This is a genomic window from Saccharopolyspora sp. NPDC000359, assembly GCF_040300525.1.
GTDB lineage: Bacteria > Actinomycetota > Actinomycetes > Mycobacteriales > Pseudonocardiaceae > Saccharopolyspora.
Genome location: NZ_JBEPDU010000018.1, coordinates 45,946 through 70,956, shown reverse-complemented (window position 1 = coordinate 70,956; position 25,011 = coordinate 45,946). Strand labels below are relative to the sequence as shown.

Below are 25,011 nucleotides of genomic sequence, written 5' to 3'. Positions count from 1 at the left end.
ATGGATGTAGAGTACGGGGAATGGGGAGGGCGAGTCATGGGTGAGCGGGACCGCCGCACGCGCATCGCCGACGCCGCGATCGAGCTCGTCGCTGAGCAGGGAGTCCGGGCGCTGACGCACCTGGCCGTCGACACGAGGCTGGGGCTGCCACGCGGTTCGACGTCGTACTACGTGCGCACCCGCCGAGCGCTGCTGGAAGTTGCGGTGAAGCGGTTGGCGGTGCGGGCGCGGGAGGACTTCGACGCCTTGGCCGGTGCGGAGCCCGCGCAGGCGCCGGACGTTCGAGCTGCCGCCGACCGCATCGCGGTGCACCTGGATCGCATGCTGGGGGAGCGGCGCAACGACACCATCGCGAGGTACGCGCTGGTCGCGGAGGTGGCCGCGACCGCCGACCTGCACGAACCGCTGGCGCGGGCGGCGTTCTCCGCGCAGCTGGCAGCGGGCCTGATGGTGTCCCTGCAGGCGCCCGACCCCGCTGCGGCTGGCGCTGATCTGGTCAGCCTGTGCGAGGGGTTGGTCTTCGACCGGGTGATCGGCAGCCGCTCCCTGGATGCGCCCGAGCCGGGGAGCCCGGCCAGCGTCGCGCAGCTCTCCCGTGCGGTCGAGGCCTTCCTGCGCGGCGTCCTGGCGTGAAACGACGCTGGAGGCGGCGCGGTTCCGCAGCGGGGCGCTACGAGCACCACCGCGTGCCGGAACACGCCCTTGCGCTACGACGACCGGTGGGTACCGCCAGCGCTCCCGGCTGCGAGAGGACCAGCGGCTGAGGCGACACCGACGTGGTTAGTTCTGGTGGGCCTCCACGAACGCGTAGACGTCGGCCTCGTCGACACCGGGGAAGGTGTCGGCGGGAAGCGCGGCCAGGACGTGCGAGTGGGCCCGCGCCGATGGCCACACCATGCCCTCCCAGCGGTTTGCCAGGTCCGCTGGCGGGCGCTGGCAGCACTCGCCGTTGGGGCACTTGGACTTCGAGTGGTTGTTGGTGTCCCGGCCGCGGAACCAGCGCGACTCGGCGTAGGGGACGCCCAGGGTGATCGCGAAGTCCCGGCCGCGGCTGGGGTCGACGTGCGCGACGCACCAGTGGGTCGCACCCGGCTTGTCGGTGTACTGGTAGTAGGTCGAGTACCGGTCGGGGGAGGCGAACACCTGGCGCCCGGCCCAGTACCGGCACATCCGCTGCCCCTCGATCGCGCCGGTCGGGTCGCTCGGGAAGACCAGGCCGTCGTTCTCGTAGGCCTTGTAGATGATGCCGGTCTCGTCGTTGCGCACGAAGTGGCAGACCAGGTCCAGGTACTGGGTGGCCAGATTGGTGAAGCGGTGCGCGGCCATCTCGTAGGACACCGAGAAGACGTCCCGCAGGTCCTCCACCGCGATGTCGCGCTCGGCCTTGGCGTCCTGCAGGAACGGCACCGCGGTCTGCTCGGGCACCAGCACCGCCGCGGCGAAGTAGTTCGCCTCGACGCGCTGCCGCAGGAAGTCCGCGAAGTCGCGGGGCTGGCTGTGGCCGAGGGTGAGGTGGCCGAGGGTCTGCAGCAGGATGGTGCGCGGGCTGTGCATGCCCAGCGACTCGCGGCGCAGGAAGATCCGGTGGTTCTTCAGGTCGGTGACCGAGCGGACCGAGCGCGGCAGGTCGGTGACGAACCGCAGGCCGAAGCCGAGGTGGGTGGCGATCGCCTGGATCTGCCCCTCCGACAGCGGTCCACCGTGGTAGCCAACCTTGTCCAGGATGCCCGCGGCCGCCTTCTCGATCTCCGGGAAGTAGTTGCCGTGCTCGCGCATCATCCGGCGCAGCTCGGCGTTGGCCTTGCGGGCCTCCTCCGGGGTGGCGACCTGCTTGGTCTCCCGGCGCTTGAGCTCCTCGTAGAGGGCGAGCACGTGCTCCAGCGCCTCGGTGGGCACGCGCTTGCCGACCTTCAGCGGGGGCACGCCCAGCCGCTGGTAGACCGGGTCGAGCTGCGCCTTCTCCACGGCGATCTCCAGCTCGGCGCGCCGGTTCGGCGGCTTCTTGGACAGCAGTTCGTCGACGGAGGTGCCGAGCGCCTCGGCCAGCCCGCGCAGCAGCGACAGCTTCGGCTCGCGGTGGCCGTTCTCCAGCAGCGACAGCTGCGACGGGGCACGACCGACCCGCTCGCCCAGCTCGACGAGGGTGAGCCCGGCGGCGCGGCGCAAGTGGCGCAGCCGCTGACCGAACACGAGAAGGTCGTGTTCCGTCGAAAAATTGCGGTCTTCTTCGCTGGCGAACTCCGTCATGGCGTTGATGCTAGCAGAAAAACGCGGAAAATTACCAAGGAAATCTGGTCGTGTTTCGCTGGTGCGGCGGCAAAACTGGTTCCCAACAGGCCGCAGGAGAGCCCGGAAGGGGAACAAGATGAGCATCCGCGAGCAGGCGAAGCAGGCCGCTGAGGAGCTGCAGCGCGACTGGGACACCAACCCGCGGTGGAAGGGCATCGAGCGCACCCACTCCGCTGAGACCGTCATCCGCCTCCGCGGTTCGGTGCGCGAGGAGCACACCCTCGCCCGCCAGGGCGCCGAGCGGCTGTGGAAGTTGCTGCACGAGACCGACTACGTCAACTCGCTGGGCGCGCTGACCGGCAACCAGGCGGTCCAGCAGGTCCGCGCCGGGCTGAAGGCCATCTACCTGTCCGGCTGGCAGGTCGCCGCGGACGCCAACCTGGCCGGGGAGACCTACCCGGACCAGAGCCTCTACCCGGCGAACTCGGTCCCCTCGGTCGTGCGCCGGATCAACAACGCCCTCAAGCGCGCCGACCAGATCAACTGGTCCGAGGCGCTCGACCCGGAGACGCCGGGCGTCGAGAACGAGGACATCCACTGGCTGGCGCCGATCGTCGCCGACGCCGAGGCCGGCTTCGGCGGGGTGCTCAACGCCTACGAGCTGATGAAGGGCATGATCGCCGCCGGTGCGGCGGGCGTGCACTGGGAGGACCAGCTGGCCTCCGAGAAGAAGTGCGGCCACCTGGGCGGCAAGGTGCTCATCCCCACCAGCCAGCACGTCAAGACGCTCAACGCCGCGCGCCTGGCCGCGGACGTCGCCGGGGTGCCGAGTCTGGTCATCGCCCGCACCGACGCGCAGGCCGCGACCCTGCTGACCAGCGACGTCGACGAGCGCGACCAGCAGTACACCACCGGTGAGCGCACCCCGGAGGGCTTCTACAAGGTCCGCAACGGCATCGAGCCGTGCATCACCCGCGCGCTGGCCTACGCGCCGCACGCCGACCTGATCTGGATGGAGACCTCCACCCCGGACCTGGAGGTGGCGCGCAAGTTCGCCGAGGCGGTCAAGGCGAAGTTCCCGGACCAGATGCTGGCCTACAACTGCTCGCCGTCGTTCAACTGGCGGAAGAACCTGGACGACGCGACGATCGCCAAGTTCCAGCGGGAGCTGGGCCACATGGGCTACAAGTTCCAGTTCATCACGCTGGCCGGCTTCCACGCGCTGAACTACGGCATGTTCGACCTGGCCAAGGGCTACGCGGCGGACGGCATGACCTCCTACGTGGACCTGCAGGAGCGGGAGTTCGCCGCCGAGGTCGACGGCTACACCGCGACCCGCCACCAGCGCGAGGCGGGCACCGGCTACTTCGACCTGATCAGCACCGCGGTGAGCCCGGACTCGTCGACCACGGCGCTGGCCGGTTCGACCGAGACCGCGCAGTTCCACTGACCGGTTCGAGACCGTGGTCGGCCCCGAGCCGACCACCCGAGACGCACCAGCGGCCCTGTGGCGGGGTGTCGGAAATATCGCGATGGTGCGAGTGGGCGGGAACCCAGGCGTCGGGTTCCCGCCCACTTCTCTTCGGTGGTGGTGGTTTTCGACTCGTTCAGGTGATCATCGGCGGTTGCTGTATCTGTTCGGCACCTTCGCTCCTCTTTATAAGCGGGACTCCGGAGGCACCGGGGTGCGCACGAGTGGAGGGAGCACGGGATGTCGATCGACCTTGGTGGCCGCCGGTTCACGGTCCAGGACCTGGAGGCGTTCCCGGAGGACGGGCGCCGGTACGAGCTCGTCGACGGGGAGCTGCTGGTGAGCCCGGCGGTGGGGTGGCCGCACCAGGAGGCGCTGGGCGCCCTGTTCGTCCGACTGCACCGGGCGAGCCCGCCGGAGTACCGGGTGCTCGCCGCGCCGTTCGCGGTGCGGCAGGACCTGCACACCGAGTTGCGGCCGGACCTCGTCGTGGCGCGCTACGCCGACCTGACCTTGCGGGACCTGCGGTCCGCGCCGGTGCTGGCGGTCGAGGTCGCGTCGCCGAGCAGCAGGCTGAACGACATCAGCCTGCGCAAGGCCGCGCACGCCAGGCTGGGCAGCCAGCACTTCTGGCTGGTAGACCCGGACCTGGAGGTGCCGTCGGTGACGGCGTGGGAGCTGGTCGGTGGCAGCGACTACCAGCGGGTGGCGCGGGTGGTCGGGGAGGAGCTGTTCGAACCGCAGCGACCATTCCCGGTCCGGTTCGCCCCGGCCGACCTGGTGGCCGGGTTGCGCCCCTGATGCGCGCCGGGGTCAGGGGCGGGCGGGTCGCCACATGCCGTAGACGGTGAGGCCGCCGGCGACCGGGAACTCGTGGATCACCCGGAAGCCGAACCGCTCGAAGTGCGCAACTCCAGCGTGCGTCGTGGTTTCCAGGTACACGGGCGTGTCGTGGGCGTCGGCGCGGGCGAGCCCGGACCTCAGCAGCGCGCTGGCGAGTCCGCCGCCGCGCGCTTGCGGCGCGGTGCCGAGGGCGAACAGGTGCCAGTGCGGTTCGTCCGGGCGGTGGCTGTCGGTGGCGTTGAACGCCTCGATCGCCCGCGCCGTGTCGCGGAGGTGCCACCGGAACAGCGAGAGCAGCGCGGGCAGGTGGGCGATGCGGCGGCCGAGCGCGGGTGCCTGACCGCCGGGCTGGTCCCACACCGCCGCGGCCTGCGGTTGTCCGCGCAGCACCGCGATGTCGGTGCGGTGCCCGAGGTGGTCGTGGTTGAGCAGGAGGGAGAAGAGCTTGCGCAGCCGGGGTTCCCGGTGCGCCTGATCAGGTAGCAGCGCGGCCATGCGGGGCTCGTCGCGGTAGGCGGTGCCGAGCAGCTCGGCGAGGATCGCGGTGTCTTCGCCGCTGGCGGTGCGGAGCACGAGGTCCTTGCGCGTGGTGGTCTGCATGGTTGTTGCCCTTCGGATCAGCGCCTCACCATCCGTTATGCCGAAGTGGGAGGAGGAATGCCGTTGAAAGAGTGCCGGATCACCTGCTGAGGTGTCGCGATCGCGAGCCCGTCGGGTGGCAGGGCGGGGTATGGGCCTCGGGGCGTGATCACCGAGCGACGGTTGCGGTGGCAGATCCACCTCCAGACCGCCCGGGAGACCATTGTGGACTTCGGGTGGGGCGGCGAGCCCAGCAGGGTCCGCACAGGCCAGGGTGGTCGTGTGTCCGACGTCTCCACGCGTGGGAATTGGTTGGTGCCGCGTGCCGGGCGCCACGTAGGTTCAGGTCATGGGGATCGTCGAGTCGGTGAACGTTGCGGTGGTGCGGACCGGGGAGTGGACCGGGCGGGTCGGCCGCAGCGGTATCGACAAGAAGCCGGTGGCCAGTCCGGTGCTGTTCGAGGCGGCCGGGGTGCGCGGGGACGCGGTGTGCGACCGCAAGCACCACGGCGCGTGGTACCAGGCGGCCTACGCCTTCGACCGCGAGGAGCTCGGGCACTGGTCGCAGGTGCTGGGCCGGGAACTGGTGCCGGGCAATGCGGGGGAGAACCTCACGCTGGTTGACGTCGACAGCAGCTCGGCGGTGATCGGTGAGCGCTGGCGCGTCGGTGGGGCGGTGCTCCGGGTGACAGGACCGCGCACGCCGTGCCGGGTCTTCGCCGGGTTCTGGGAGGTTCCGTCGCTGGTGAAGCAGTTCACCGCGCACGGCCGGACCGGTGCGTACCTGGCGGTGGAGGAGCCGGGGGAGATCACGGCGGGTGACACCGTCGAGGTGCTCTCCCGACCGGAGCACGGTGTGCGGGTCGCCGAGGTGTTCGCGGTGGCGATGAACCGGGCACCGGAGTTGGCCGAGCACGTCGAGCGCGGGCTGGCGGACCTGCCGGAGAAGTGGCGCGAGTCGCTGGCCGCCAAGGTGGCTAGCGCGCGCAGCGGCACTCGATGATGGCGTAGCCGTTGTCCAGCGGGGTGAAGTCCTCGACGGAGAGCCCGCCCGCGGCCGCGACCTGCTGGGTGCGCTCCAGGTCGCGCATCCGGCCGCCGACGTAGACCATCATCCGCAGGTCCATCTCGGTGAAGGTGGCCATCCGGTCCTTGTCGGGCAGCAGCTCCACGACCAGCACCCGGCCGTCAGGTTCCAGCGCCTGGCCGCAGTGCCGCAGGATCTGGGCGGCGTCCTCGTCGTCCCAGTCGCCGAGGACGTCGCAGATGACCACCGCGTCGGCGCGGACCGGCAGCGGTTCGAAGAAGCTCGCCGCCACCACCTCCGCTCGCTCCAGCACGCCCTGTTCCCGCAGGTAGTCGGTGGCGTTGCGGACCGGTCCGGGCAGGTCGACCAGGACACCGCGCAGCTGGGGGTGCTGCTGGAGGATCTCGGCGATCAGCACGCCCTTGCCGCCGCCGACGTCGGCGATCCGGTCGTAGCGCGACCAGTCGTGGGCGGCGGCGACCAGCGGGGCGATGCCCTGGTCCTTGGTCTCCACCAGCGCCTCGAAGGAGTTCGAGAGCTGCGCGTTGTGCGCCAGGTCCTCCCAGAAGGACCGGCCGAACGCGGCCGGGTAGGCCGGGTGGTGGCCCCGCACCTGCTCGATGAGCTCGACGAAGGCGAGGTCGGCGCGGCCGACCGCGCCGTCGAGGTCCAGCCAGGCGCGCGGTCCCTCGGGCAGGTCGCTGCGCAGCTCGTCGGAGGCCTCGTTGGGGCCGAAGACGTCGGGCTCGGGCTCGGTGAACATGCCGTGGTGCACCAGGAAGCGCAGCACCCGGCCCAGCGGGTCGGCCTCGGCGTGGCAGCGGTGCGCGATCTCGTCGAGCGGGAGCGGGCCGTCCTTGACCACGTCGGGCACTCGCAGGGTGGCTGCGGTCCGAACCGCGAACGGCGTGGCCAGGTCGGCCATCGCCCAGATGTCCGGTGATTCGGAGGACATGCGTTGCAGGGTAAGCCCGCAACGGCGGATCAGCGCGGCGCAGCGCGGTTGTGCTTTGTGGACTCCGGTGGTCAGCCGGGGAGGATCGCGACGATCCGCTCGGCGGTCTCCCGCATGTGGTCGCGCACGACCTCGCGCGCCCGGTCGGCGTCACCGGCCTCGATGGCCTCGACGATCGGGGTGTGCCGCTGCCAGTCCATGTTGCGCAGCGCCTGCTCGGGTCCGGAGCGGACGATGGTCGCCCGGGTCAGCCCGGACAGGTGTTGCCAGGACTGCACCAGCGTGTCGTTGCCGGTGAGCTCGCACAGCCGCCGGTGGAACGCCAGGTCGGCTTCGACCAGCTCGGACAGCGACTGGTCGGGGCCGCGTAGCCGGTCGACCGCGGTCCGCAGCTCCGCGACGGCGGTGGCGCGGTCCGGTGCCGCGCACAGCGTCTCCGCGGCGAGCGACTCCAGCGCGCCGCGGACGGCGAAGATGTCCCGGACCTCGGCCGGGGTGAGCGCGCGAACCAGCAGGCGACCGCGTTCGTCGGCGACGACCAGGCCCTCCTGGACCAGGTGGCGCAGGGCTTCCCGCAGCGTGCCGCGGGACACCGAGAGGGCTTCGCTGAGCTCGGTCTCGATCAGCCGGGTGCCCGGCGCGAGCTGACCGCTGCTGATGGCTTCGCGGAGCTTGTGCAGGCTCTGCTCGCGGAGCGTCTGCCGGTCGACTCCGGCCAGCGCGGGGACGTCGAGGGACACCGGGTCACGCCTTTCTGGTTCGTCGGACGCGCCCACTCTAATCCATCGGGGAACGGATGACGGTCGACTGTTGACAGTCGGCAGTGCTGCGGCGTTAACTGTGCGCATCCAGCGTCGGGAAGGGGTGTTGGCCTTGACGGGTCCGATCGCGGAGATCGGTTGTTCGACGATCTCGTTCCGGCACCGAGGACTGCCGGAGGCGTTGCGCGCGATCTCCGGGCTCGGGCTGCCCGGCATCGACCTCGGCGGCCTGCCGGGCGTCTGCGACCACATCCCGCACCCGCTCGACGGCCGCGCCGACGGCGTGGTGCGCGAGCTCGACCGGCACGAGCTGCGGACTTGGGCGATCAACGTGGACCCCGGGGCGATGAACGACCCGGCCCTCGACGATGCCGCCCTGGAAGCCGCCGGTGGCGAGCTGATCGCGCTGGCCGCCCGGCTCGACGCGGCGATCATCGTGCCCTGCGGCGCGCAGTCCCGCGAGCCGTTCGTCGACGAGGCGGTTGACCTCGACCGGCTGGCCCGCGGCCTGCGCGAGCTCGGCGACCTGGCTGCCGCCCGGGGTGTCCGGCTGCTGGTGGAGGGCCTGCACCACTTCCGCTTCTGCCACGACAGGGCACGCGCCGAGGCGCTGCTGGAGCGGGTGCCGGCCGAGTCGGCCGGGTTCGTCTTCGACGTCAGCCACGTCGTGGCGGGCGAGATCGACGAGGTCGCCTTCGTGCACGACTTCGCCGACCGCATCGAGCACGTCCACCTGCGCGACGCCGTGCCCGGGAACATCAACCTGAGCCTGGGGCGCGGCCGGGCGGACTTCGCCGGGGTCATCGCCGCCCTGCGCCAGCACGGCTACTCCGGCCGCTACGTGCTCGAGCTGGAGACGCACGACGTGGCGGAAGCCGACCGCGAAGCGGTCGCCGCGCGAGCCGTCGACCTCATCGCCCCGCACCTGGCCGCCTGACCCCGCACGCCCCCGAGAACGAGGAGAGACCCATGTCCGCCACCCGCACCGCCGTGATCACCGGCGCCGGTTCCGAACGCGGCATCGGCCGGGAGACCGCGCTGCACCTGGCCTCAGCCGGTTTCGCCGTCGCAGTGCTGGACATCGACGGTGCCGCCGCCGAGAGCACCGCGGAGCTGGTCGCCGAGCGCCACGGCGTCCCGGCGCTGGGCCTGGCCGCCGACGTCACCGACGCCGCGTCGGTCGACCGGGCCGTCGGGCTCCTGGAGGGCTCGGAGCTGCCCGCGGTCGGCGCGCTGGTGAACAACGCCGGGATCACCCGCCCGACCCGCTTCCTGGACATCGAGCAGGACGAGTGGGACCTGGTCTTCAAGGTCAACGTGACCGGCACCTACCTGGTCACCCGCCGCGTGCTGCCCGGCATGGTCGAGCGCGGGTACGGCCGGATCGTGAACCTCTCCTCGGTCAGCGCGGAGCGCGGTGGCGGGGTGTTCGGCGGCTCGCACTACTCGGCCGCCAAGGCGGCGGTGCTGGGGCTGACCCGGGCGCTGGCCCGCGAGGTCGGCCAGCACGGCGTGGTGGTGAACGCCGTCGCCCCGGGCCTGATCGACACCGACATCACCGGCGGCGCGCTGACCGGTGAGCGCAAGGAGGCGCTGATCGCCGACATCCCGGTGGGCCGCAACGGCCGCACCGAGGACGTCGCCGCCACCATCACCTTCCTGGCCGGGGAGCAGGTCGGCTACATCACCGGCGCCACCTTCGACATCAACGGCGGCTCGCACATCCAGTGAGATCCGGCGCGACCATCCGAAGTGGACCCATCGAGGAGTCATGACACGTCTGTTCAACGACCCGGCCGCCTTCACCGAGGACGCGATGGTGGGGTTCTGCGACCTCTACCCGCACTACGTCCGCGCGGTGCCCGGTGGTGTGGTCCGCTCCGCGCCGGGGCGGTCGGGCAAGGTCGCCGTGGTGGTGGGCGGCGGGTCCGGGCACTACCCGGCGTTCTGCGGCGTGGTCGGGCCGGGCTTCTGCGATGGGGCGGTGGTCGGCAACATCTTCACCTCGCCGTCCGCGCAGCTGGCCCACGACGTGGCGAAGGCGGCGGACCGCGGCGGCGGTGTGCTGTTCAGCTTCGGCAACTACGCCGGGGACACCATGAACTTCGGCGCCGCCCAGGAGCGGTTGCGGGCGGAGGGCATCGACTGCCGCACGGTGGTCGTCACCGATGACGTGGCCTCCGCTCCGAAGGGCGAGGAGTCCAAGCGGCGTGGCATCGCCGGGGACTTCGTGGTGTTCAAGCTCGCCTCCGCCGCGGCGGAGGAGGGCGCCTCGCTGGACGAGGTCGAGCGGGTCGCCCGCGCCGCCAACGACCGCACCCGCACGCTCGGCATCGCCTTCGACGGCTGCAGGATGCCCGGCCAGGACCACAAGTTGTTCACCGTCCCGGCCGGGAAGATGGGCCTGGGGCTGGGCATCCACGGCGAACCAGGTGTGTCCGATGTGGACATGCCGAGTGCGGCGGAGGTGGCCGACGCACTGGTCGACGGCGTGCTGGCGGAGGCCCCGGAGGGCGCGGGTCGGCGCGTGGGCGTGGTCCTCAACGGCTTGGGCGCGACAAAGCACGAGGAGCTGTTCGTGGTCTGGGCCCGGGTGGCCGAGCGATTGCGCGCGGCGGGGCTGGTGGCCGTCGAACCGGAGGTCGGGGAGCTGGTGACTAGCCTCGACATGGCGGGCATCTCGCTGACCCTGGTCTGGTTGGACGAGCAGCTGGAGTGCTACTGGTGCGCCTCGGCAGACACCCCCGCCTACCGCAAGCGCCCGCGACCGATCGAGGCGGTGCCCCACGCGATCGAGGACAGCCCGGCCGAAGCCGCGGCCGAACACCCTCCTGCGGCACCGCGATCCGCCGCGTGCGGCGGGACGATCGCTTCCGTGCTCGCCGAGGTCCGGCAGGCGATCGTCGCCGCCGAGGACGAACTCGGTCGCATCGACGCGGTGGCGGCCGACGGAGACCACGGCCGAGGCATGGTCAAGGGTGCGACGGCTGCTGTGGAAGCCGCTGCTGCCGCGTCCGCCGCCGGGGCCGGGGCGGAGTCGGTGCTCGCCGCGGCAGGGGACGCCTGGGCGGCGAAGGCCGGTGGCACGTCCGGAGTGCTGTGGGGCACCGGGTTGCGGGCCTTCGCGGCATGCCTCGGCAACGACCGCGAGCCCTCGGGCTCCGACATCGCCGCAGGAGTCGCGGCCTTCGCTGACGCCGTCCAGCGCACCGGTGGCGCCCAGGTCGGGGACAAGACGATGGTCGACGCGATCGTGCCCTTCGCCGAGGCCTTCGACGGGACCTGGCGCGCGGCCGCGCGGGTCGCTCGGCAGGCCGCGGTCGACACGGCGGCGCTCGCACCCAAGGTTGGCCGCGCCCGACCGCTGGCCGAACGCAGCATCGGCACCCCGGACGCCGGTGCGATCTCGTTCGCGCTGATCACCGAGACCATCGCACGCGTGCTGGAGGACTGATGGACAAGCCGTTCCGGATCGTGGTGGGTTCTGACGACGCGGGCCTGCAGTACAAGGACGCATTGAAGGCCGACCTGGCCGCCGAGCCGCGCGTCGAGTCCGTGGTGGACGTGGGGGTCAGCGGGGACGACAGGACGGCCTACCCGAGCATCGCCATCGCCGCGGCGGAGGAGGTCGCGCGCGGAGGAGCTGATCGCGCGCTGCTGGTCTGCGGGACCGGCCTGGGGGTGGCGATCAGCGCGAACAAGGTGGCGGGGATCCGCGCGGTCACCGCGCACGACGCCTTCTCCGTGGAGCGCTCGGTGCTGAGCAACAACGCGCAGGTGCTGTGCCTCGGGCAGCGCGTGATCGGCCTGGAGCTGGCACGTCGCCTGGTGCGGGAGTGGCTGGGGCACCGGTTCGACCCGAATTCGCCCTCTGCGGCGAAGGTCGCCGTGCTCAGCGAGTACGAGGGCTGCTGATCGTCCAGCGATCAACGCGGGATCACAGCCCCGGCACGCCTTCGCTGATCGCGCGCGGAGCGCCGGGGCTGCCCGCGGTGACGTCCCAGGTCCAGAACTCGACGACGTTGTGGTCCGGGTCGGCCACGTAGGCCGAGCGCGCGTTGCCCGGGCCGAACTCGACCTCGTCGACCTGCACGCCGAGGCCGCGCACCCGCTCGACCACTGCGTCGTACTCCTGGTCGCTCACCGACAGCGCGTAGTGCACGTGCACCCCACCGCGCGCTCGTGCGATGCCGAGGGCGGGCTTCCACAGGCCGATCCGGGAGCCCCCGGCCAGCACCCAGACCGCCTCCCGGTGCCGCCAGTGCGCGCCCTCCCACCGTTCGATGACGGGGAACCCGAGCACCTCGGTGTAGAACCGCTCGGCGGCGGCCAGGTCAGCCACCTCCAGGACCAGCTCGTTTACACCCGTGGTCATCGCTGTCCTCCTATATAGGGTTTTGCCTATGATCAACGTATAGGGAAGTGCCGATACGATGTCAGCGTGGGCACCGACGAGCTGACGCGAGCCGCCGCGCTGTTCCGGGCGATGGGGCACCCCATCCGCCTGGGCGTGCTCGAGCGCCTGCGGCAGGAGGGCGAGATCTGCGCGTGCGACTTCACCGAGCACTTCGGCGTCAGCCAGCCGACGATCTCCGGGCACCTGCGCACGCTCCGCGAGGCCAGGCTCGTGCGCACCCGCCGCGACGGCACCCAGATCTGCTACTCGCTGGCCCCGGACGCGCTGGAGTCGGTGTGCCGGGTCTCCGCGGCGCTCTGCGTGGCGGATTAGCCGAGTCCGCCCTGCGGTACCGTGGCCGAAAGCCCAGGAGGACGGTCCGCATGCACTTGGCCGAGATGGCCGCCCTGACCCGCCAGGACATCGTCGACGGTGTTGAACAGCAGATCGTCGCAGCGCTGATCGACGTCGACGGGCGGGTGCTGCTGCTGCGCCGCTGCGCGGGGGATACCCGCGGTGGCGAGTGGGAGTTCCCGGGCGGCAAGGTCGACCCCGGCGAAGACCTGAGCACCGCGCTGCACCGCGAGGTCCGCGAGGAGACCGGCCTCCGCGTCGCCGATGTCGCCGACTATCTGGGCGCCTTCGACTACACCTCGCAGAGCAGCGGTCGCTTCAACCGCCAGCACACCTGGTCGGTCCTCGTCGAAGCCGTCGAGGAGGTGCGGCTGACCGAGCACGACGCCCACACCTGGGTGGCGGAAGCCGACGAAGTCCCGCTCAGCTCCGAGCTCGCGGCGATCCTCGAGAAGCACTTCGGCAGCTGACCCGGCGCAGCGGCGTCAGCAGTCGCGCCAGGCCAGCGGGGACAGGGCAAGCGCTGCTTCGGCGATCCGCCGGGCGGTCGGGGTCTGGAGCCCGGCGCGGGCGGAGTCGATCCAGGCGTCGACCCGCTGGACACCGATCTCGCGGTACTCCACGGCCTGCAGCAGCATCTCCAGTCTGTCGGCGTCCTTGGCGCACCGCGCCTCGGGGCTCTGCCGCGACTCGTACTCGTCGACCGCGTCGCGGACCATGCCCCGGGACCGGTCGGGCAGGTCCGCGGTCTGGTCAGCGGTGATCTGCCGGGGCGCGGGCTTGGTGAGGTATCCGTTCGCGGTGTGCGGCAGGTCGCCGGTCCGCGTCTCCTGGCTGTCGTGCCAAAGCCCGAGCAGTGCAGCCCGGCCGGGGTCGGCGCCCTCCTCGGCGGCGAGGACCGCGGCCAGCTGCGCGACCCGCGCGCTGTGCTCGGCGACTGACTCGGGGTCGCGCACCCCCGCGTGCCACCAGCCCGCGCGGCGGATGCGCTTGAGCACCCCGAGCTCGTACCCGAAGGCGGCGAGCGCTGCGGCGTCGTCCGGCACGGTTGTCCTCCCACGTTCTCGGTGCTGCCCAGCTCAGGGTGGCCGCGACCAAGTTACTGGAACTGGCTGCCGGTCCCGTCGAACGCGCGGTGCGCCGGTACCCGGTCGAAGTGTGATGCTTGCCACCCTGTTGCGTGCGGTGGCTTTCCAGGAATGATTGGGGTACCAAAGGTTTGACTTCCGAGTAATTACCGGCCGGTACGGCGGAAGGTGCGTTGCGAGATGACCAACGAGCTGGAGCACTTCATCGGCGGCAAGCGCGTCGCGGGGACCTCGGGTTCCTTCGGCGACGTGTTCGACCCCAACACCGGGCGGGTGCAGGCCCGGGTGCCGCTGGCGTCGGCGGCGGAGGTCGAGGCGGCGGTCGACAACGCCGCCGAGGCGCAGCCCGCCTGGGCCGCGTTGAACCCGCAGAAGCGGGCGCGGGTGCTGATGCGGTTCCTGCAGCTGGTCAACGAGGAGATGGACTCGCTGGCCCAGCTGCTGGCCTCCGAGCACGGCAAGACCGTCCCCGACGCCAAGGGCGACATCCAGCGCGGCCTGGAGGTCGTGGAGTTCGCTGTCGGCATCCCGCACCTGCTCAAGGGCGAGTACAGCGAGAGCGTCGGCACCGGGATCGACGTGTACTCGCTGCGCCAGCCGCTGGGCGTGGTCGCCGGCATCACGCCGTTCAACTTCCCGGCGATGATCCCGCTGTGGAAGGCCGCGCCGGCCATCGCCTGCGGCAACGCCTTCGTGCTCAAGCCCTCCGAGCGGGACCCCTCGGTGCCGCTGCGGCTGGCCGAGCTGTTCATCGAGGCCGGGCTGCCGCCGGGGATCTTCAACGTGGTCAACGGCGACAAGACCGCGGTGGACGCGATCCTGACCGAGCCGCGCGTCCAGGCGGTCGGGTTCGTCGGCTCCTCGGCGATCGCCGAGTACATCTACAGCACCGCCGCAGCGCACGGGAAGCGCGCGCAGTGCTTCGGTGGCGCCAAGAACCACCTGATCGTGATGCCCGACGCGGACCTCGACCAGGCCGTCGACGCGCTCATCGGCGCGGGCTACGGCTCGGCGGGCGAGCGCTGCATGGCCATCTCGGTGGCCGTTCCGGTCGGCGAGGCCACCGCGAACGCGCTGGTGGAGAAGCTGGTCGAGCGGGTGGGCGAGCTCAAGATCGGCACCAGCTTCGACGCGGACGCCGACTTCGGTCCGCTGGTCACCGGGCAGGCCCGGCAGCGGGTGCTGGACCTGATCGGCGTGGGAGTCGAGGAGGGCGCGCAGCTGCTGGTCGACGGCCGCGACTTCCGGCTGGCCGGGCACGAGGACGGGTTCTTCCTCGGCGCCTCGCTGTTCGACCACGTCACCCCGGACATGCGGATCTACCGCGAGGAGATCTTCGGCCCGGTGCTGTCGGTGGTGCGCGCCGCGGACTACGACGAGGCGCTGCGGCTGCCCAGCGAGCACGAGTACGGCAACGGGGTGGCGATCTTCACCCGCGACGGGGACGCGGCCCGCGAGTTCGTCTCCCGCGTCAACACCGGCATGGTCGGGGTGAACGTGCCGATCCCGGTGCCGATCGCGTACCACACCTTCGGTGGTTGGAAGCGCTCCGGGTTCGGCGACCTGAACCAGCACGGCCCGGACTCGATCCGCTTCTACACCAAGACCAAGACGGTCACCTCGCGCTGGCCCTCCGGCCTGAAGGAAGGCGCCAGCTTCACCATCCCGACCATGCACTGACCGCCGGTGGCGGCGCCCTGGGTGGGCGCCGCCACCGGTGCAGCGCGGGACCGCAGAACGTGAAGGAGTGGACGTGTCCGTTGCAGCGGTAGCCGGCCCGGCGTCGCCGTTCGAGCTCACCGACGACCAGCGCGCGATCCGCGACGCCGCGCGGGAGTTCGCCGCCGAGCAGCTCGCCCCGCACGCCGTCGAGTGGGACCAGGACAAGCACTTCCCGGTGGACACGCTGCGGCTGGCCGGGGAGCTGGGCATGGGCGGGGTCTACGTCGACGAATCGGTCGGCGGCAGTGGCCTCAGCCGGTTCGACTCGGCGCTGGTCTTCGAGGCGCTGGCGGGCGGTGACCCGTCGATCGCCGCCTACATCTCGATCCACAACATGTGCGCGGGCATGATCGACCGCTTCGGCACCGACGCGCAGCGCGCGCGCTGGCTGCCGCAGCTGTGTTCCATGGAGCTCCTGGCCAGCTACTGCCTCACCGAGCCGGGCGCCGGGTCGGACGCGGCGGCGTTGCAGACCCGCGCGGTCCGCGACGGCGACGACTACCTGCTCACCGGGGTCAAGCAGTTCATCTCCGGCGGCGGCAGCTCGGACGTGTACGTGGTGATGGCCCGCACCGGCGAGCAGGGCGCGAAGGGCATCTCCACCTTCGTCGTCGAGGCCGGTGCGCCGGGGCTGTCGTTCGGCGCGAACGAGAAGAAGATGGGCTGGAACGCCCAGCCGACCAGGCAGGTGATCTTCGACGGCGTCCGGGTGCCCGCCGACCAGCGGCTCGGCGAGGAGGGCATCGGCTTCCGGATCGCGATGGCCGGGCTGGACGGCGGTCGGCTCAGCATCGGCGCGTGCTCGCTGGGTGGTGCGCAGGCCGCGCTCGACAAGAGCCTCGGCTACGTGCGGGAGCGCAGCGCGTTCGGGGTCAAGCTCAGCGAGTTCGAGGCGCTGCAGTTCAAGCTCGCCGACATGGCCACCGAGCTGGAAGCCGCTCGGCTGCTGCTGTGGCGGGCGGCCTCGGCGCTGGACGCCAAGGACCCGGCGGCCACCCGGTTGTGCGCGATGGCCAAGCGGCTGGCCACCGACACCGGTTTCGCGGTGGCCAACGAAGCACTTCAGATCCACGGTGGATACGGCTACCTTGCCGAGTACGGCTTGGAGAAGATCGTCCGCGACCTGCGGGTGCATCAGATCCTGGAAGGCACCAACGAAATCATGCGCCTGATCGTCTCCCGGAGCCTGCTCGCGGGGTGAGCCCCGCGGTCCGGAGGCACGATCGGCGCACCGGCGCGGTCCGGTGGTCCGCAACTCCCCTCGAGCCCGCGGGGCCGACGACTCGGGGAGTCGCGCAGGCCCGCGCGCACGAGACACAGGAGTCGCACTATGACGGAGCCCGAGGTCCTGGTCCGCGAACAGGGTTCGCTCGGACGGATCACGCTCAACCGGCCCAAGGCGCTCAACTCGCTGACCCTGGGCATGGTCCGGACGATGACCGAGGCCATCGACCAGTGGCGCACCGCCGAGCACATCAAGGCGGTCCTGATCGACGGTGCCGGCGAGCGCGGGCTGTGCGCGGGCGGGGACGTCCGGGCGCTGCACGACGCGGTCAAGGCCGGTGACGAGTCCCTGCCGATCGCCTTCTGGACCGAGGAGTACCGGCTCAACTCCGCGCTGGCGGGGTACCCGAAGCCGGTCGTCGGGATTATGGACGGCATCTGCATGGGCGGCGGGGTCGGCATCTCCGCGCACGGCTCGCACCGGGTGGTCACCGAACGCTCCAAGGTCGGCATGCCGGAGGTCGGCATCGGCTTCATCCCGGACGTCGGCGGCACCTACCTGCTGTCCCGCGCGCCCGGTGAGCTCGGCACCCACCTGGCGCTGACCGGCACCCCGATCGGCGGAGCGGACGCGGTGCACTGCGGCATCGCCGACCACTTCGTGAACAGCGCCAACCTGCCCGAGATGATCGACGCGCTGGCCGGGGGCCAGGTGGACCAGGTGTTGCGCAAGTTCGCCGAGCCCGTCCCGGAGGCGCCGCTGGCCGCGCAGCGGGAGTGGATCGACGCGGCGTACTCGGCCGACAGCGTCGAGGAGGTCCTGCGGCGGCTGCGCGAGCGGCCGGAGGCCGAGGCCGGTGCTGCCGCCGACGTGATCGAGCAGAAGTCGCCGACCTCGCTGAAGGTCACGCTCAGGGCGCTGCGCAGCGGCTACGCCTCCCTGGAGGAGGCGCTGGCGCAGGAGTACCGGCTGGCCATGGCCTGCGTGCGGATCGGTGACTTCGTCGAGGGGGTGCGGGCGACCCTGGTCGACAAGGACCGCAACCCGCGGTGGTCGCCCGCCACGCTGTCCGGGGTGGACGACGCGCGGGTGGCGGAGTTCTTCGCACCGGCCGCCGACGAGCCGGCGCTGTTCAGCTGATCCCCGACTCCGAAGTTCCAGCGCAGAAAGGTTGTGACAATGGCTGTCATCGGTTTCATCGGGCTGGGCCACATGGGCGGTCCGATGTCGGCGAACCTCGTCAAGGCCGGGCACACCGTGCAGGGCTACGACCTGGTCCCAGCTGCGCTGGAGGACGCGGCACGGCACGGCGTGAGCACCGTCGGGTCGGTGGCCGAGGCCGTCGCCGGTGCCGATGCGGTGATCACCATGCTGCCCAGCGGCAAGCACGTGCTGGAGTGCTACGACGAGGTGCTGGCCGCGGCCGCGCCCGGCGCGTTGCTCATCGACTCGTCCACTGTGGACGTGGCCGACGCGCGGACGGCGCACGAGCGGGCCTCGGCGGCCGGGTTCGGCTCGGTGGACGCACCGGTGTCCGGCGGCACGGCCGGTGCCGAGGCGGGCACGCTGACGTTCATGGTCGGCGGTTCCGAGGACGACTTCCACCGCGCCGAACCGCTGCTGGAGCCCATGGCGCGCAAGGTGATCCACTGCGGCGGGCCGGGCAACGGCCAGGTCACCAAGATGTGCAACAACCTCATCCTCGGTGCCTCGATGGTCGCGGTCAGCGAGGCCTTCGTGCTCGGTGAGCGGCTGGGGCTGTCGCACCAGGCGCTCTACGACGTGGCCTCGATCTCCACCGGCCAGTGCTGGGCGCTGACCACCAACTGCCCGGTGCCGGACCTGGTGGAGACCAGCCGGGCCAACCACGACTACGAGCCCGGCTTCGCCGCCGCGCTGATGCTCAAGGACCTGCGGTTGGCCACCTCGGCGGCCGAGCAGAGCGGCACCGACATCGCGATCGGCCGCCTGGCCACCGAGCTCTACCAGCGGTTCAACGAGGAGGGCGGCGGGAACCTGGACTTCGGCGCCATCATCAAGTCGGTCCGGGAGCACTCCGGCGACTGATCGAGACGAGCGTGGTTCGGGGTCGTGCAGCACCCCGGGCCGCGCTCGCTCACGACGTCAGCAGCGGTAGTGCGCTGACACCCATCGAATCCGGCGACGGCATGAACTCCGGCCGGGTCGTCGGGTCGGTGCGCAGCACCGGGAACCGGTCCAGCAGCAGGTTCAGCGCGACGCGGCCCTCCAGCCGGGCCAGCGGGGCGCCCAGGCAGAAGTGGATGCCGCGGCCGAAGCCCAGGTGCGGGTTCGGGTCGCGGGTGACGTCGAAGGTCATCGGGTCCGCCCACCGGCGCGGGTCCCGGTTCGCCGCCGCCAGCTGCACCGTGACGACCTGCCGCTCCGGGATCCGCTGGTCGGCGATCTCCACTTCGGCGGTGGTCGCCCGGTAGAGCGCGGTGAACGGGGTCGTGAACCGCACCGACTCCTCGATCGCGCCGGGCACCAGCGCGCGGTCGGCCCGGACCGCCGCCTGCTGCTCCGGGTGCGCGTCCAGGCAGAGCACCGTGTTGCCCAACAGCATCGTGGTGGTGATGTGCCCGGCGAGCAGCAGCAGGCTGGCGAAGTTGGCCAGCTGGGCGTCGGTGAGCCGCCTGCCGTCGACCTCCGCCTCGACCAGCTTGGTCAGCAGGTCCTCCCGAGGTCTGCGCCGCCGCTCGGCGGCGTGCGCCAGGAGGTACTCGCCCAGCTCCGCCGCCGGTTGGGCCTGTTCGGCCAGGTCTGCGCGCTGCTCCGCCAGGTCGTCCTCGGCCAGCGAGAGCGCGGACTGGTTGGCGAACAGCGCGCCCGCCCACTTCGTGAACAGCTCCCGGTCGCTGCTGGGCACCCCCAGCAGCTCGGCCACGACGATCACCGGTAGTGGGTAGGCGAGCCCGCTGACCAGGTCGAACCGCTCCAGTCCGGTGAGCTCGTCGAGCAGTTCGCCGGTGACCTCCGCGATCCGCGGTTCGAGGTCGGCCACCACCTTGCGCGTGAACGCGTGGCTGACCAGGCCGCGCAGCTCCCGGTGGCCCGGCGGGTCCAGTTGGATCAGGTTGCCGTCGGTGAGCGCCGGGTCCGGTTCCACTGGCAGCAGCGGCACGACGTTCGAGGAGAAGCGCTGCGGGTCGCCGAGGACCTGGACGGCCTCCGGATAGCCGGAGACGGCCCACAGCTGCCTCGACTCGTCGAACCGCACCGGGTGCTCCGGCTGCCGCCCGTGCATCCAGAACTGCTGGTGGTCGATGCCCCACTGCTCGGCGAGCGTCGTCATGGATTTTCCCCTCCTGCGGCGGGATGTTCGGGGTCGCGGCCCCTCGGTGGCACAACAATGGCACCACTGTGGTGCCATGGCAAGTCATTTTTGGTGCCGTGCCCGTTCGGCCGGTGCGATCGGGCCAGCGGTGGGGGTGCCGACGTGGTCTTCGCGAAACCGGCGAAACCCGGCGCGGTCCCGGAGGGCGGGGTGGCGCAGCGGCCCGCCGGGCCGGGCGTACCCTGGCGCCTTGTGTTGGAGTGGCTTGTCGAGTGGTACGACGGCGTCGAGCTGTGGCTCGTGCAGCTGCCCTACCCGTTGCAGGTGGCACTGGTCTTCGCCGTGCTGCTGCCGCTGTGCTGGGGCCTGGCCCGCGTGATCGATCGCGGCATCGACGGCCTGGGTGCGAAGCTGACCCGCGTGCGGGACGCCGAACCCCCGGTCGGCCGCCGCGACGGCGAACCGGCCCGGGGTCGGAAGGAGACGGCGTGACCTCGCGCAAGCGCATCTCGACGGCGCTGATCGGGCTCATCGCCCTGGTCGTCATCGGCTGGTTCGTCCGCGACTACGCCGCCACCGACCCCGCGCCCGCCGGCAGCCAGCCGGTCGCGGCCGTTCCCGGCGCCGAATCCGGCCTGCCGGTGGAGAAGCTGTCCACGCTCCCACCGGAGGTCGACAAGACCTGGCAGCTCATCCAGCGCAACGGACCGTTCCCCCACCCGGGCAAGGACGGCACCGTGTTCGGCAACCGGGAGGGCATCCTGCCCGACCAGGAGGCGGGCTACTACCACGAGTACACCGTGCCGACGCCGGGCTCCCGCGACCGCGGCGCCCGACGTCTGGTCACCGGTGACCGTTCTGAGCTTTACTACACCAGCGATCACTACGAGTCCTTCGTGGTTGTCGACACCACGGGTTGAGTGCGATGTTTGCGACTAAATGGGCCAGCAGGGTGCGGAAGGAGCAGCCGGTGAGCGAGGTGGAACACCCCTCCGCCGACATCACGGCGCGCGAGGCCGTCCGGGAAGCTGAGCAGCGCGGGGCGACCGCGCACGTCCTCGACGGTTCGGACCTGATCAGCAAGCGCACCGCGCTCGAGGGCATCGCGGCGGTCCTGAACTTCCCGGAGTGGACCGGCCGCAACCTGGACGCCCTCTACGACTGCCTGACCGACCTGTCCTGGCTGTCCGAGGGCGAGCACGTGCTGATCTGGTCGGGGTCCAAGTCCCTGGCCGAGCACGACCCCAAGGCGTTCAGCCGGATCAACGCGGTCCTGCGCGACGCGGCCGAGCACCCGATCTGCGGCCGCACCTTCACCTCGGTCCTGACCAAGGACTGATCGCTCGATCGGGAAACCGGGCCCGTCGTGGTACTGGCTGCTGTGCGGAACAGGAGGCAGTACGACTGTCGTGAGCAGTTGGGCGGACGAGCAGCACGGGCCGATGACCGTCGACGACCTGGAGCGACTACCCGATGACGGGTACCGCTACGAGCTGGTCGACGGGAGGCTTGACGTGTCTCCAGCGCCACTCAGCGGGCATCCGCTCATCGAGGCGGTGCTGGGTCGTCGACTCATTGCTGGACACGCCGAGGACGTTCGAGCTCCGTATGGGTGGCGGTGACTACCGCGTGGTGCAGGAGGCTGTTGGGAAAGACGCCTTCGCCACTGACTTCCCCTCCCCGTGACGATCACCCCGGACCTGCTGACGGCGGGCGCGGATGGGCCGTGGGACCTCAGTGGCGAAGGCGCCTGAGGCGTCAGGTCACTTGAGGGCGTCGGGCACCCAGGACGGCTTGCGCTTCTCGGCGAAGGCCCGCATGCCCTCCTGGCCCTCCTCGCCCGCGAAGTGCTCGGCGGAGAGCTCCAACATCTGCTCGAAGGCCTCGCCCATCGCCGCCGGGCGCTGGGCGGTCAGCATCTCCTTGGTCGCCGCCAGGGCCTTCGGGGCACCGAGGGCGAGCATGTCGGCGTAGCGCTTGACCTCCGCGTCCAGCTCGTCGGCGGGAACCGCGGAGTTGATCAGACCGATCTCGGCCGCGCGGCGGGCGTCGAAGGTCTCGCCGGTGAGGAACAGCTCGTGCGCCTGGCGGGCGGTCAGCCGGGGCAGCACGGTCACCGAGATCACCGCGGGCACCACGCCGATGCGCACCTCGGAGAAGGCGAAGGTGGCGGTGTCCACCGCGACGGCGATGTCGCAGGCCGCGATGATGCCCACCCCACCGGCGCGGGCCGGTCCGGCGAGCTTGGCCACGACCGGCTTGGGGCTGGTCCACAGCTGCTCCAGAATCGCCGGGAACTCCTGCACGCCCTGGTTCTCGGCGTCGGCCGAGCGCGACTCCTTGAGGTCCATCCCGGCGCAGAACACCGGGCCGGTGTGGTCCAGGACGATCACGCGCACCGCGTCGTCGGCGAGCGCGGTCGACAGGTGCGCCCGCAGCTCCCGGCGCAGCTGGGCGGAGAGGGCGTTGCGGTTGCGCGGCGAGTCCAGGGTGATCGTGGCGACCCCGTCGGCCACCGCCAAGTGCACGAGTTCATCCATGACAGGCACGTTAACCGCGCCCACCACGACCGGACCAGTGATCCACGTCCCACCGGGCACGGGTCCTGACCCGCGGCGGAGGCTCCCCGGCACCGGGCGATCTGCCGGGACGTCCCCACCCACCGCCGAGCCGAGCGCGATTCCGGTGAGATCGCGTGCGCGGGGGTCAGGTCGGGGGGTAGCGGTCGGCCCAGGCTGGGGGACGGGGGCCGAACTCCAGGACCGCGTCGTGGGCGAGGCGTTCGATCACCTCGTGCAGCTCCAGCTCCGACGTCCAGCGCTCCGGGATGCGCCGGGCACCGGCCACCGCGCCGACCAGGCTGCCGCAGACCGCTCCGGTGGTCGCGCTGTTGCCGGAGTGGTTGACCGACACCGGCAGCGCGGCGTCGAAGTCGCCGTCGCTGATCAGCGCCGCGTGCAGGCCGATGGCGAGGGATTCCGCCGCGGTCGAGCCGGTGCCCAGGCTGCGCTCCAGGTCGGTCGGCGGCACCCGGCCCTCGCGGGAGAGCCGGACCGCCGCGCTGATCCGGCGGGTGACCTCCTCGTGCCCGGAGTGCGGGGCGAGCTGGTCCAGCACCTCGTCCACGGCGGTGCCCAGCGGTTCACCGGCGAGCAACCGGGACACCAGGAAGGCCAGCGCGCCCGCGCTCAGCCGGGCCGTCGGGTGGCCGTGGGTCAGTGCCGCGGTGCGCATCCCGACGTCGAACACCTCGGCCGGGTCGCTGCTCCACAGCGCCGCCGGGACCGCGCGCATGATCGCGCTGCTGCCCGGGGAGTCGCTGCCCGGTTGCTCCGGAGTGCCCATCGGCTGCTGGCCCTTGGCGAAGGCGATCAGCGTGCGCATCATCGTCCGGCCCGGGTTGCGGGTCTGGAACAGGGCCCGCTGCTGCACCAGCCAGCCGTCCGGTGCCGGGGTGGTGGCCAGGAACTCGCCCGCCGCGCGCGGCCAGCTCAGGTGCTGGGTGTGCAGCCAGCGCTGGTAGGCGTGCTGGATGTGCCGGGTGGGGTCGGTGGTCCCGGTGGTGCGGCGGCTGATGTTGGCCCGGATGGTGCCCTCCAGCGAGAACAGCAGCAGCTGGGTGTCGCTGCCGAGGCGGCCGGAGGGGTGGCCAGCGGGGACGTAGTCGGTGAGGCCGTCCGCGCCATGCCGGGCCCGGATCTCGTCCCAGCTGTCCGCGGCCACCGGCATGCCGAGGGCTTCGCCGACCGCGCAGCCGAGCACCGCGCCCAGGAACCGGTCGCGGGACGCGGCCAGGCGGGGGACCGCGGTCAGCCCGGTCCGGTAGTCCGTCGTGGACGGTGCCGGTTCGGCGGTGTCGGTGGTCGGGTAGCGGCGCTCCCAGTCGTCGGACTCGTCCGGGTAGGGGCCGAACTCCGCCGCCGCGTCGGTGGCGATGCGCTCGACCAGAGCGGTGATCGGAAGTGCGTCGAGCAGGTCGGCGGGGATCGCCGTCGGGCCGTGCAGCGCGCCGAGCAGTTGCCCGCACAGCGCCGCCGAGCTGGGGGTGTGGGCGCTGGCGGCGCGGACGGCGGCGGCGAAGTCGTCCTCGCAGGCCACGGCCACGCGCATCGCGACCGCCAGGGCGGCCAGGCCGCTGCGACCGGGTTGCATCGCGTCGAGGTGGGCCGGTCCGGGGTGGGCTCCGGCCGGGCTGACTCGGCCGAGCCGCAGCGCGTGCGCGAAGGTGGTGCGGGCGGCTTGCCACCCCGAGACCCCTTGCTGCAGCGAGGTTTCCAGCGGGTTGCCGCGGAGCAGCCACAGCACCGCGGTGCCGAGGACGCTGGCCGGGCTGTGCCCGTTGACGTGCCCGTGGGTGAGCGCGGCGAGGTCACCACCGAGCGCGAACACGGTACCCGGATCTCCCGACCACAGCGCTGCGAGCGCGCCCAGCGGCACGGCGGTGGCGGCGTCGGAGCTGTTGATCGGCTGCTTCCGCGACCCGGCAGCGTGTCCGGTGGCGATCCGCGCCATCGCGGTGAGCATCGTCGGCTCGTCGGTGCGCGGGGAGTGCAGCAGCCGTTCCCGCACCAGCCAGCCGTTGGGGCGAGGGGTGTCCGCCCCGCAGTCCTGCCACGGGACCCCGCGGGTGTGCAGCCAGCGGCGCAGACCGCTGAGCGCGAAGCCGACCGGGTCGCCGTCGCCGGACGCGCGCGCCTGCGTGTGCGCGCGGATCAGGCCCTCCAACGCGAAGAGCAGGGCGCTGGTGCGCTGCCCGACTTCGCCGAGGGCGACGAACTCGCCGACCGCGCCGCCCAGCAGCATGCCGAGGACGCGGCCCGAGGCTTCGGGGATCGGGCCGTCGCGGTCGGCCAACCCGGTGGCCGGTACCGGTGGTGACTCCGCGCCGAGCCGGTGCTGCAGGGCCGCCGCCCACAGCGGTCGGGTGGCGGGCCGTTCCCGCCACCGCCGCCAGGTCTCCAGCAGCCGCTGTTCCACCGGGTCGCGGCGGTCCGCTGCGCGGGCCGCGCGCCAGGCGGCCAGCAGTGCTCGTTCGGAGTCGTCCAACCGGGATTCGTCCACGCGGG

The 25,011-nt window shown here is 71.8% G+C and carries 27 protein-coding genes; 18 read left to right on the top strand and 9 right to left on the bottom strand.

All coding sequences use genetic code 11. From position 1 onward, the window contains the following. The first annotated feature begins 36 nt into the window (after positions 1 to 36). A complete protein-coding gene (locus ABT324_RS14280) occupies positions 37 to 633 on the top strand; it encodes a TetR/AcrR family transcriptional regulator (RefSeq protein ID WP_351176207.1) in 597 nt (198 codons plus the stop codon). A 147-nt stretch (positions 634 to 780) separates the two neighbouring features. Here ABT324_RS14280 and ABT324_RS14275 read toward each other — a convergent pair whose 3' ends face one another. Beyond that, a complete protein-coding gene (locus tag ABT324_RS14275; RefSeq protein ID WP_351176205.1) occupies positions 781 to 2,190 on the bottom strand; it encodes a helix-turn-helix domain-containing protein in 1,410 nt (469 codons plus the stop codon). A gap of 175 nt (positions 2,191 to 2,365) precedes the next feature. Between ABT324_RS14275 and aceA the strand changes: the two genes are divergently transcribed. Together aceA and ABT324_RS14265 are read left to right on the top strand one after the other, a co-directional pair. After that, positions 2,366 to 3,679 (top strand): isocitrate lyase, encoded by a 1,314-nt coding sequence (gene aceA / locus ABT324_RS14270; RefSeq protein ID WP_351176203.1) that lies wholly within the window; start codon positions 2,366 to 2,368, stop codon positions 3,677 to 3,679. A 261-nt stretch (positions 3,680 to 3,940) separates the two neighbouring features. Further along, entirely contained in the window at positions 3,941 to 4,501 is a 561-nt protein-coding gene (locus ABT324_RS14265; protein ID WP_351176201.1) for a Uma2 family endonuclease, read from the top strand. Positions 4,502 to 4,513: 12 nt separating this feature from the next. Here ABT324_RS14265 and ABT324_RS14260 read toward each other — a convergent pair whose 3' ends face one another. Continuing rightward, positions 4,514 to 5,143 carry a GNAT family N-acetyltransferase gene (locus ABT324_RS14260; protein ID WP_351176199.1) on the bottom strand — a complete coding sequence of 210 codons (630 nt, stop codon included), beginning with the start codon at positions 5,141 to 5,143 and terminating at the stop codon, positions 4,514 to 4,516. 328 nt (positions 5,144 to 5,471) lie between these two features. Between ABT324_RS14260 and ABT324_RS14255 the strand changes: the two genes are divergently transcribed. Continuing rightward, complete coding sequence (locus ABT324_RS14255; RefSeq protein ID WP_351176197.1) at positions 5,472 to 6,125, top strand: MOSC domain-containing protein; 654 nt, start codon at positions 5,472 to 5,474, stop codon at positions 6,123 to 6,125. Here ABT324_RS14255 and ABT324_RS14250 read toward each other — a convergent pair. Together ABT324_RS14250 and ABT324_RS14245 are read right to left on the bottom strand one after the other, a co-directional pair. Further along, the gene (locus ABT324_RS14250) at positions 6,100 to 7,104 is read right to left on the bottom strand and encodes a methyltransferase (protein ID WP_351176195.1); all 1,005 of its coding nucleotides are present in this window, start codon (positions 7,102 to 7,104) and stop codon (positions 6,100 to 6,102) included. The two genes, ABT324_RS14255 and ABT324_RS14250, sit on opposite strands and share 26 nt — an antisense overlap. A 71-nt stretch (positions 7,105 to 7,175) precedes the next feature. Beyond that, entirely contained in the window at positions 7,176 to 7,844 is a 669-nt protein-coding gene (locus tag ABT324_RS14245) for a GntR family transcriptional regulator (protein ID WP_351176193.1), read from the bottom strand. Between the two features lie 133 nt (positions 7,845 to 7,977). On the opposite strand from ABT324_RS14245, the gene ABT324_RS14240 reads away from it, so the two are divergent. Genes ABT324_RS14240 through ABT324_RS14225 form a run of 4 tightly spaced genes read left to right on the top strand, consistent with a single transcriptional unit; the run spans position 7,978 to position 11,780 of the window. Further along, positions 7,978 to 8,802: a sugar phosphate isomerase/epimerase family protein gene (locus ABT324_RS14240; RefSeq protein WP_351176191.1), complete on the top strand. Its 825-nt coding sequence runs from the start codon at positions 7,978 to 7,980 to the stop codon at positions 8,800 to 8,802. 32 nt (positions 8,803 to 8,834) lie between these two features. Next, positions 8,835 to 9,596 carry an SDR family NAD(P)-dependent oxidoreductase gene (locus ABT324_RS14235; protein ID WP_351176189.1) on the top strand — a complete coding sequence of 254 codons (762 nt, stop codon included), beginning with the start codon at positions 8,835 to 8,837 and terminating at the stop codon, positions 9,594 to 9,596. A gap of 40 nt (positions 9,597 to 9,636) precedes the next feature. Next, positions 9,637 to 11,319 (top strand): dihydroxyacetone kinase family protein, encoded by a 1,683-nt coding sequence (locus ABT324_RS14230; protein ID WP_351176187.1) that lies wholly within the window; start codon positions 9,637 to 9,639, stop codon positions 11,317 to 11,319. Beyond that, positions 11,319 to 11,780 (top strand): ribose-5-phosphate isomerase, encoded by a 462-nt coding sequence (locus ABT324_RS14225; protein ID WP_351176185.1) that lies wholly within the window; start codon positions 11,319 to 11,321, stop codon positions 11,778 to 11,780. Before ABT324_RS14230 ends, ABT324_RS14225 begins: the two co-directional genes overlap by 1 nt. A 22-nt stretch (positions 11,781 to 11,802) precedes the next feature. On the opposite strand, the gene ABT324_RS14220 is transcribed toward ABT324_RS14225, so the two are convergent. Further along, positions 11,803 to 12,240 carry a VOC family protein gene (locus tag ABT324_RS14220; protein WP_351176183.1) on the bottom strand — a complete coding sequence of 146 codons (438 nt, stop codon included), beginning with the start codon at positions 12,238 to 12,240 and terminating at the stop codon, positions 11,803 to 11,805. 66 nt (positions 12,241 to 12,306) lie between these two features. Between ABT324_RS14220 and ABT324_RS14215 the strand changes: the two genes are divergently transcribed. Further along, on the top strand, positions 12,307 to 12,594 hold the full coding sequence (locus ABT324_RS14215; RefSeq protein ID WP_351176181.1) for an ArsR/SmtB family transcription factor: 288 nt from the start codon (positions 12,307 to 12,309) through the stop codon (positions 12,592 to 12,594). A 50-nt stretch (positions 12,595 to 12,644) separates the two neighbouring features. Beyond that, positions 12,645 to 13,085: an NUDIX hydrolase gene (locus ABT324_RS14210; protein WP_351176179.1), complete on the top strand. Its 441-nt coding sequence runs from the start codon at positions 12,645 to 12,647 to the stop codon at positions 13,083 to 13,085. 15 nt (positions 13,086 to 13,100) lie between these two features. Here the strand turns inward: ABT324_RS14210 and ABT324_RS14205 are convergent, their stop codons facing one another. Beyond that, positions 13,101 to 13,661 (bottom strand): HD domain-containing protein, encoded by a 561-nt coding sequence (locus ABT324_RS14205; RefSeq protein WP_351176177.1) that lies wholly within the window; start codon positions 13,659 to 13,661, stop codon positions 13,101 to 13,103. A 222-nt stretch (positions 13,662 to 13,883) separates the two neighbouring features. Here ABT324_RS14205 and ABT324_RS14200 point away from each other — a divergent pair, with 222 nt between their 5' ends. The 4 genes from ABT324_RS14200 (at position 13,884) to mmsB (ending at position 18,717) form a co-directional block, all read left to right on the top strand. Continuing rightward, positions 13,884 to 15,383, top strand: a complete 1,500-nt coding sequence (locus tag ABT324_RS14200) for a CoA-acylating methylmalonate-semialdehyde dehydrogenase (protein WP_351176175.1) — start codon at positions 13,884 to 13,886, stop codon at positions 15,381 to 15,383. 73 nt (positions 15,384 to 15,456) lie between these two features. Further along, positions 15,457 to 16,626, top strand: a complete 1,170-nt coding sequence (locus ABT324_RS14195; RefSeq protein WP_351176173.1) for an isobutyryl-CoA dehydrogenase — start codon at positions 15,457 to 15,459, stop codon at positions 16,624 to 16,626. 129 nt (positions 16,627 to 16,755) lie between these two features. Beyond that, positions 16,756 to 17,790, top strand: coding sequence for an enoyl-CoA hydratase/isomerase family protein (locus tag ABT324_RS14190; RefSeq protein ID WP_351176171.1), 1,035 nt, complete (start codon positions 16,756 to 16,758; stop codon positions 17,788 to 17,790). 39 nt (positions 17,791 to 17,829) lie between these two features. Next, a complete protein-coding gene (mmsB, locus tag ABT324_RS14185) occupies positions 17,830 to 18,717 on the top strand; it encodes a 3-hydroxyisobutyrate dehydrogenase (RefSeq protein ID WP_351176169.1) in 888 nt (295 codons plus the stop codon). Between the two features lie 49 nt (positions 18,718 to 18,766). On the opposite strand, the gene ABT324_RS14180 is transcribed toward mmsB, so the two are convergent. Next, on the bottom strand, positions 18,767 to 19,963 hold the full coding sequence (locus tag ABT324_RS14180; RefSeq protein ID WP_351176167.1) for a cytochrome P450: 1,197 nt from the start codon (positions 19,961 to 19,963) through the stop codon (positions 18,767 to 18,769). 234 nt (positions 19,964 to 20,197) lie between these two features. Here ABT324_RS14180 and ABT324_RS14175 point away from each other — a divergent pair, with 234 nt between their 5' ends. The 4 genes from ABT324_RS14175 to ABT324_RS14160 all read left to right on the top strand — a co-directional run bounded on the left by ABT324_RS14175 (position 20,198) and on the right by ABT324_RS14160 (position 21,567). Next, positions 20,198 to 20,437, top strand: a complete 240-nt coding sequence (locus tag ABT324_RS14175; RefSeq protein WP_351176165.1) for a hypothetical protein — start codon at positions 20,198 to 20,200, stop codon at positions 20,435 to 20,437. Beyond that, on the top strand, positions 20,434 to 20,865 hold the full coding sequence (locus tag ABT324_RS14170; RefSeq protein WP_351176163.1) for a guanyl-specific ribonuclease: 432 nt from the start codon (positions 20,434 to 20,436) through the stop codon (positions 20,863 to 20,865). Before ABT324_RS14175 ends, ABT324_RS14170 begins: the two co-directional genes overlap by 4 nt. Before the next feature lie 50 nt (positions 20,866 to 20,915). Next, positions 20,916 to 21,284 (top strand): barstar family protein, encoded by a 369-nt coding sequence (locus ABT324_RS14165; RefSeq protein WP_351176161.1) that lies wholly within the window; start codon positions 20,916 to 20,918, stop codon positions 21,282 to 21,284. Between the two features lie 70 nt (positions 21,285 to 21,354). Further along, positions 21,355 to 21,567, top strand: a complete 213-nt coding sequence (locus tag ABT324_RS14160) for a hypothetical protein (RefSeq protein WP_351176159.1) — start codon at positions 21,355 to 21,357, stop codon at positions 21,565 to 21,567. Positions 21,568 to 21,708: 141 nt separating this feature from the next. On the opposite strand, the gene ABT324_RS14155 is transcribed toward ABT324_RS14160, so the two are convergent. Next, positions 21,709 to 22,485, bottom strand: coding sequence for an enoyl-CoA hydratase-related protein (locus tag ABT324_RS14155; protein WP_351176157.1), 777 nt, complete (start codon positions 22,483 to 22,485; stop codon positions 21,709 to 21,711). A gap of 166 nt (positions 22,486 to 22,651) precedes the next feature. After that, entirely contained in the window at positions 22,652 to 25,006 is a 2,355-nt protein-coding gene (locus tag ABT324_RS14150; protein WP_351176155.1) for an ADP-ribosylglycohydrolase family protein, read from the bottom strand. Positions 25,007 to 25,011: the final 5 nt, after the last annotated feature.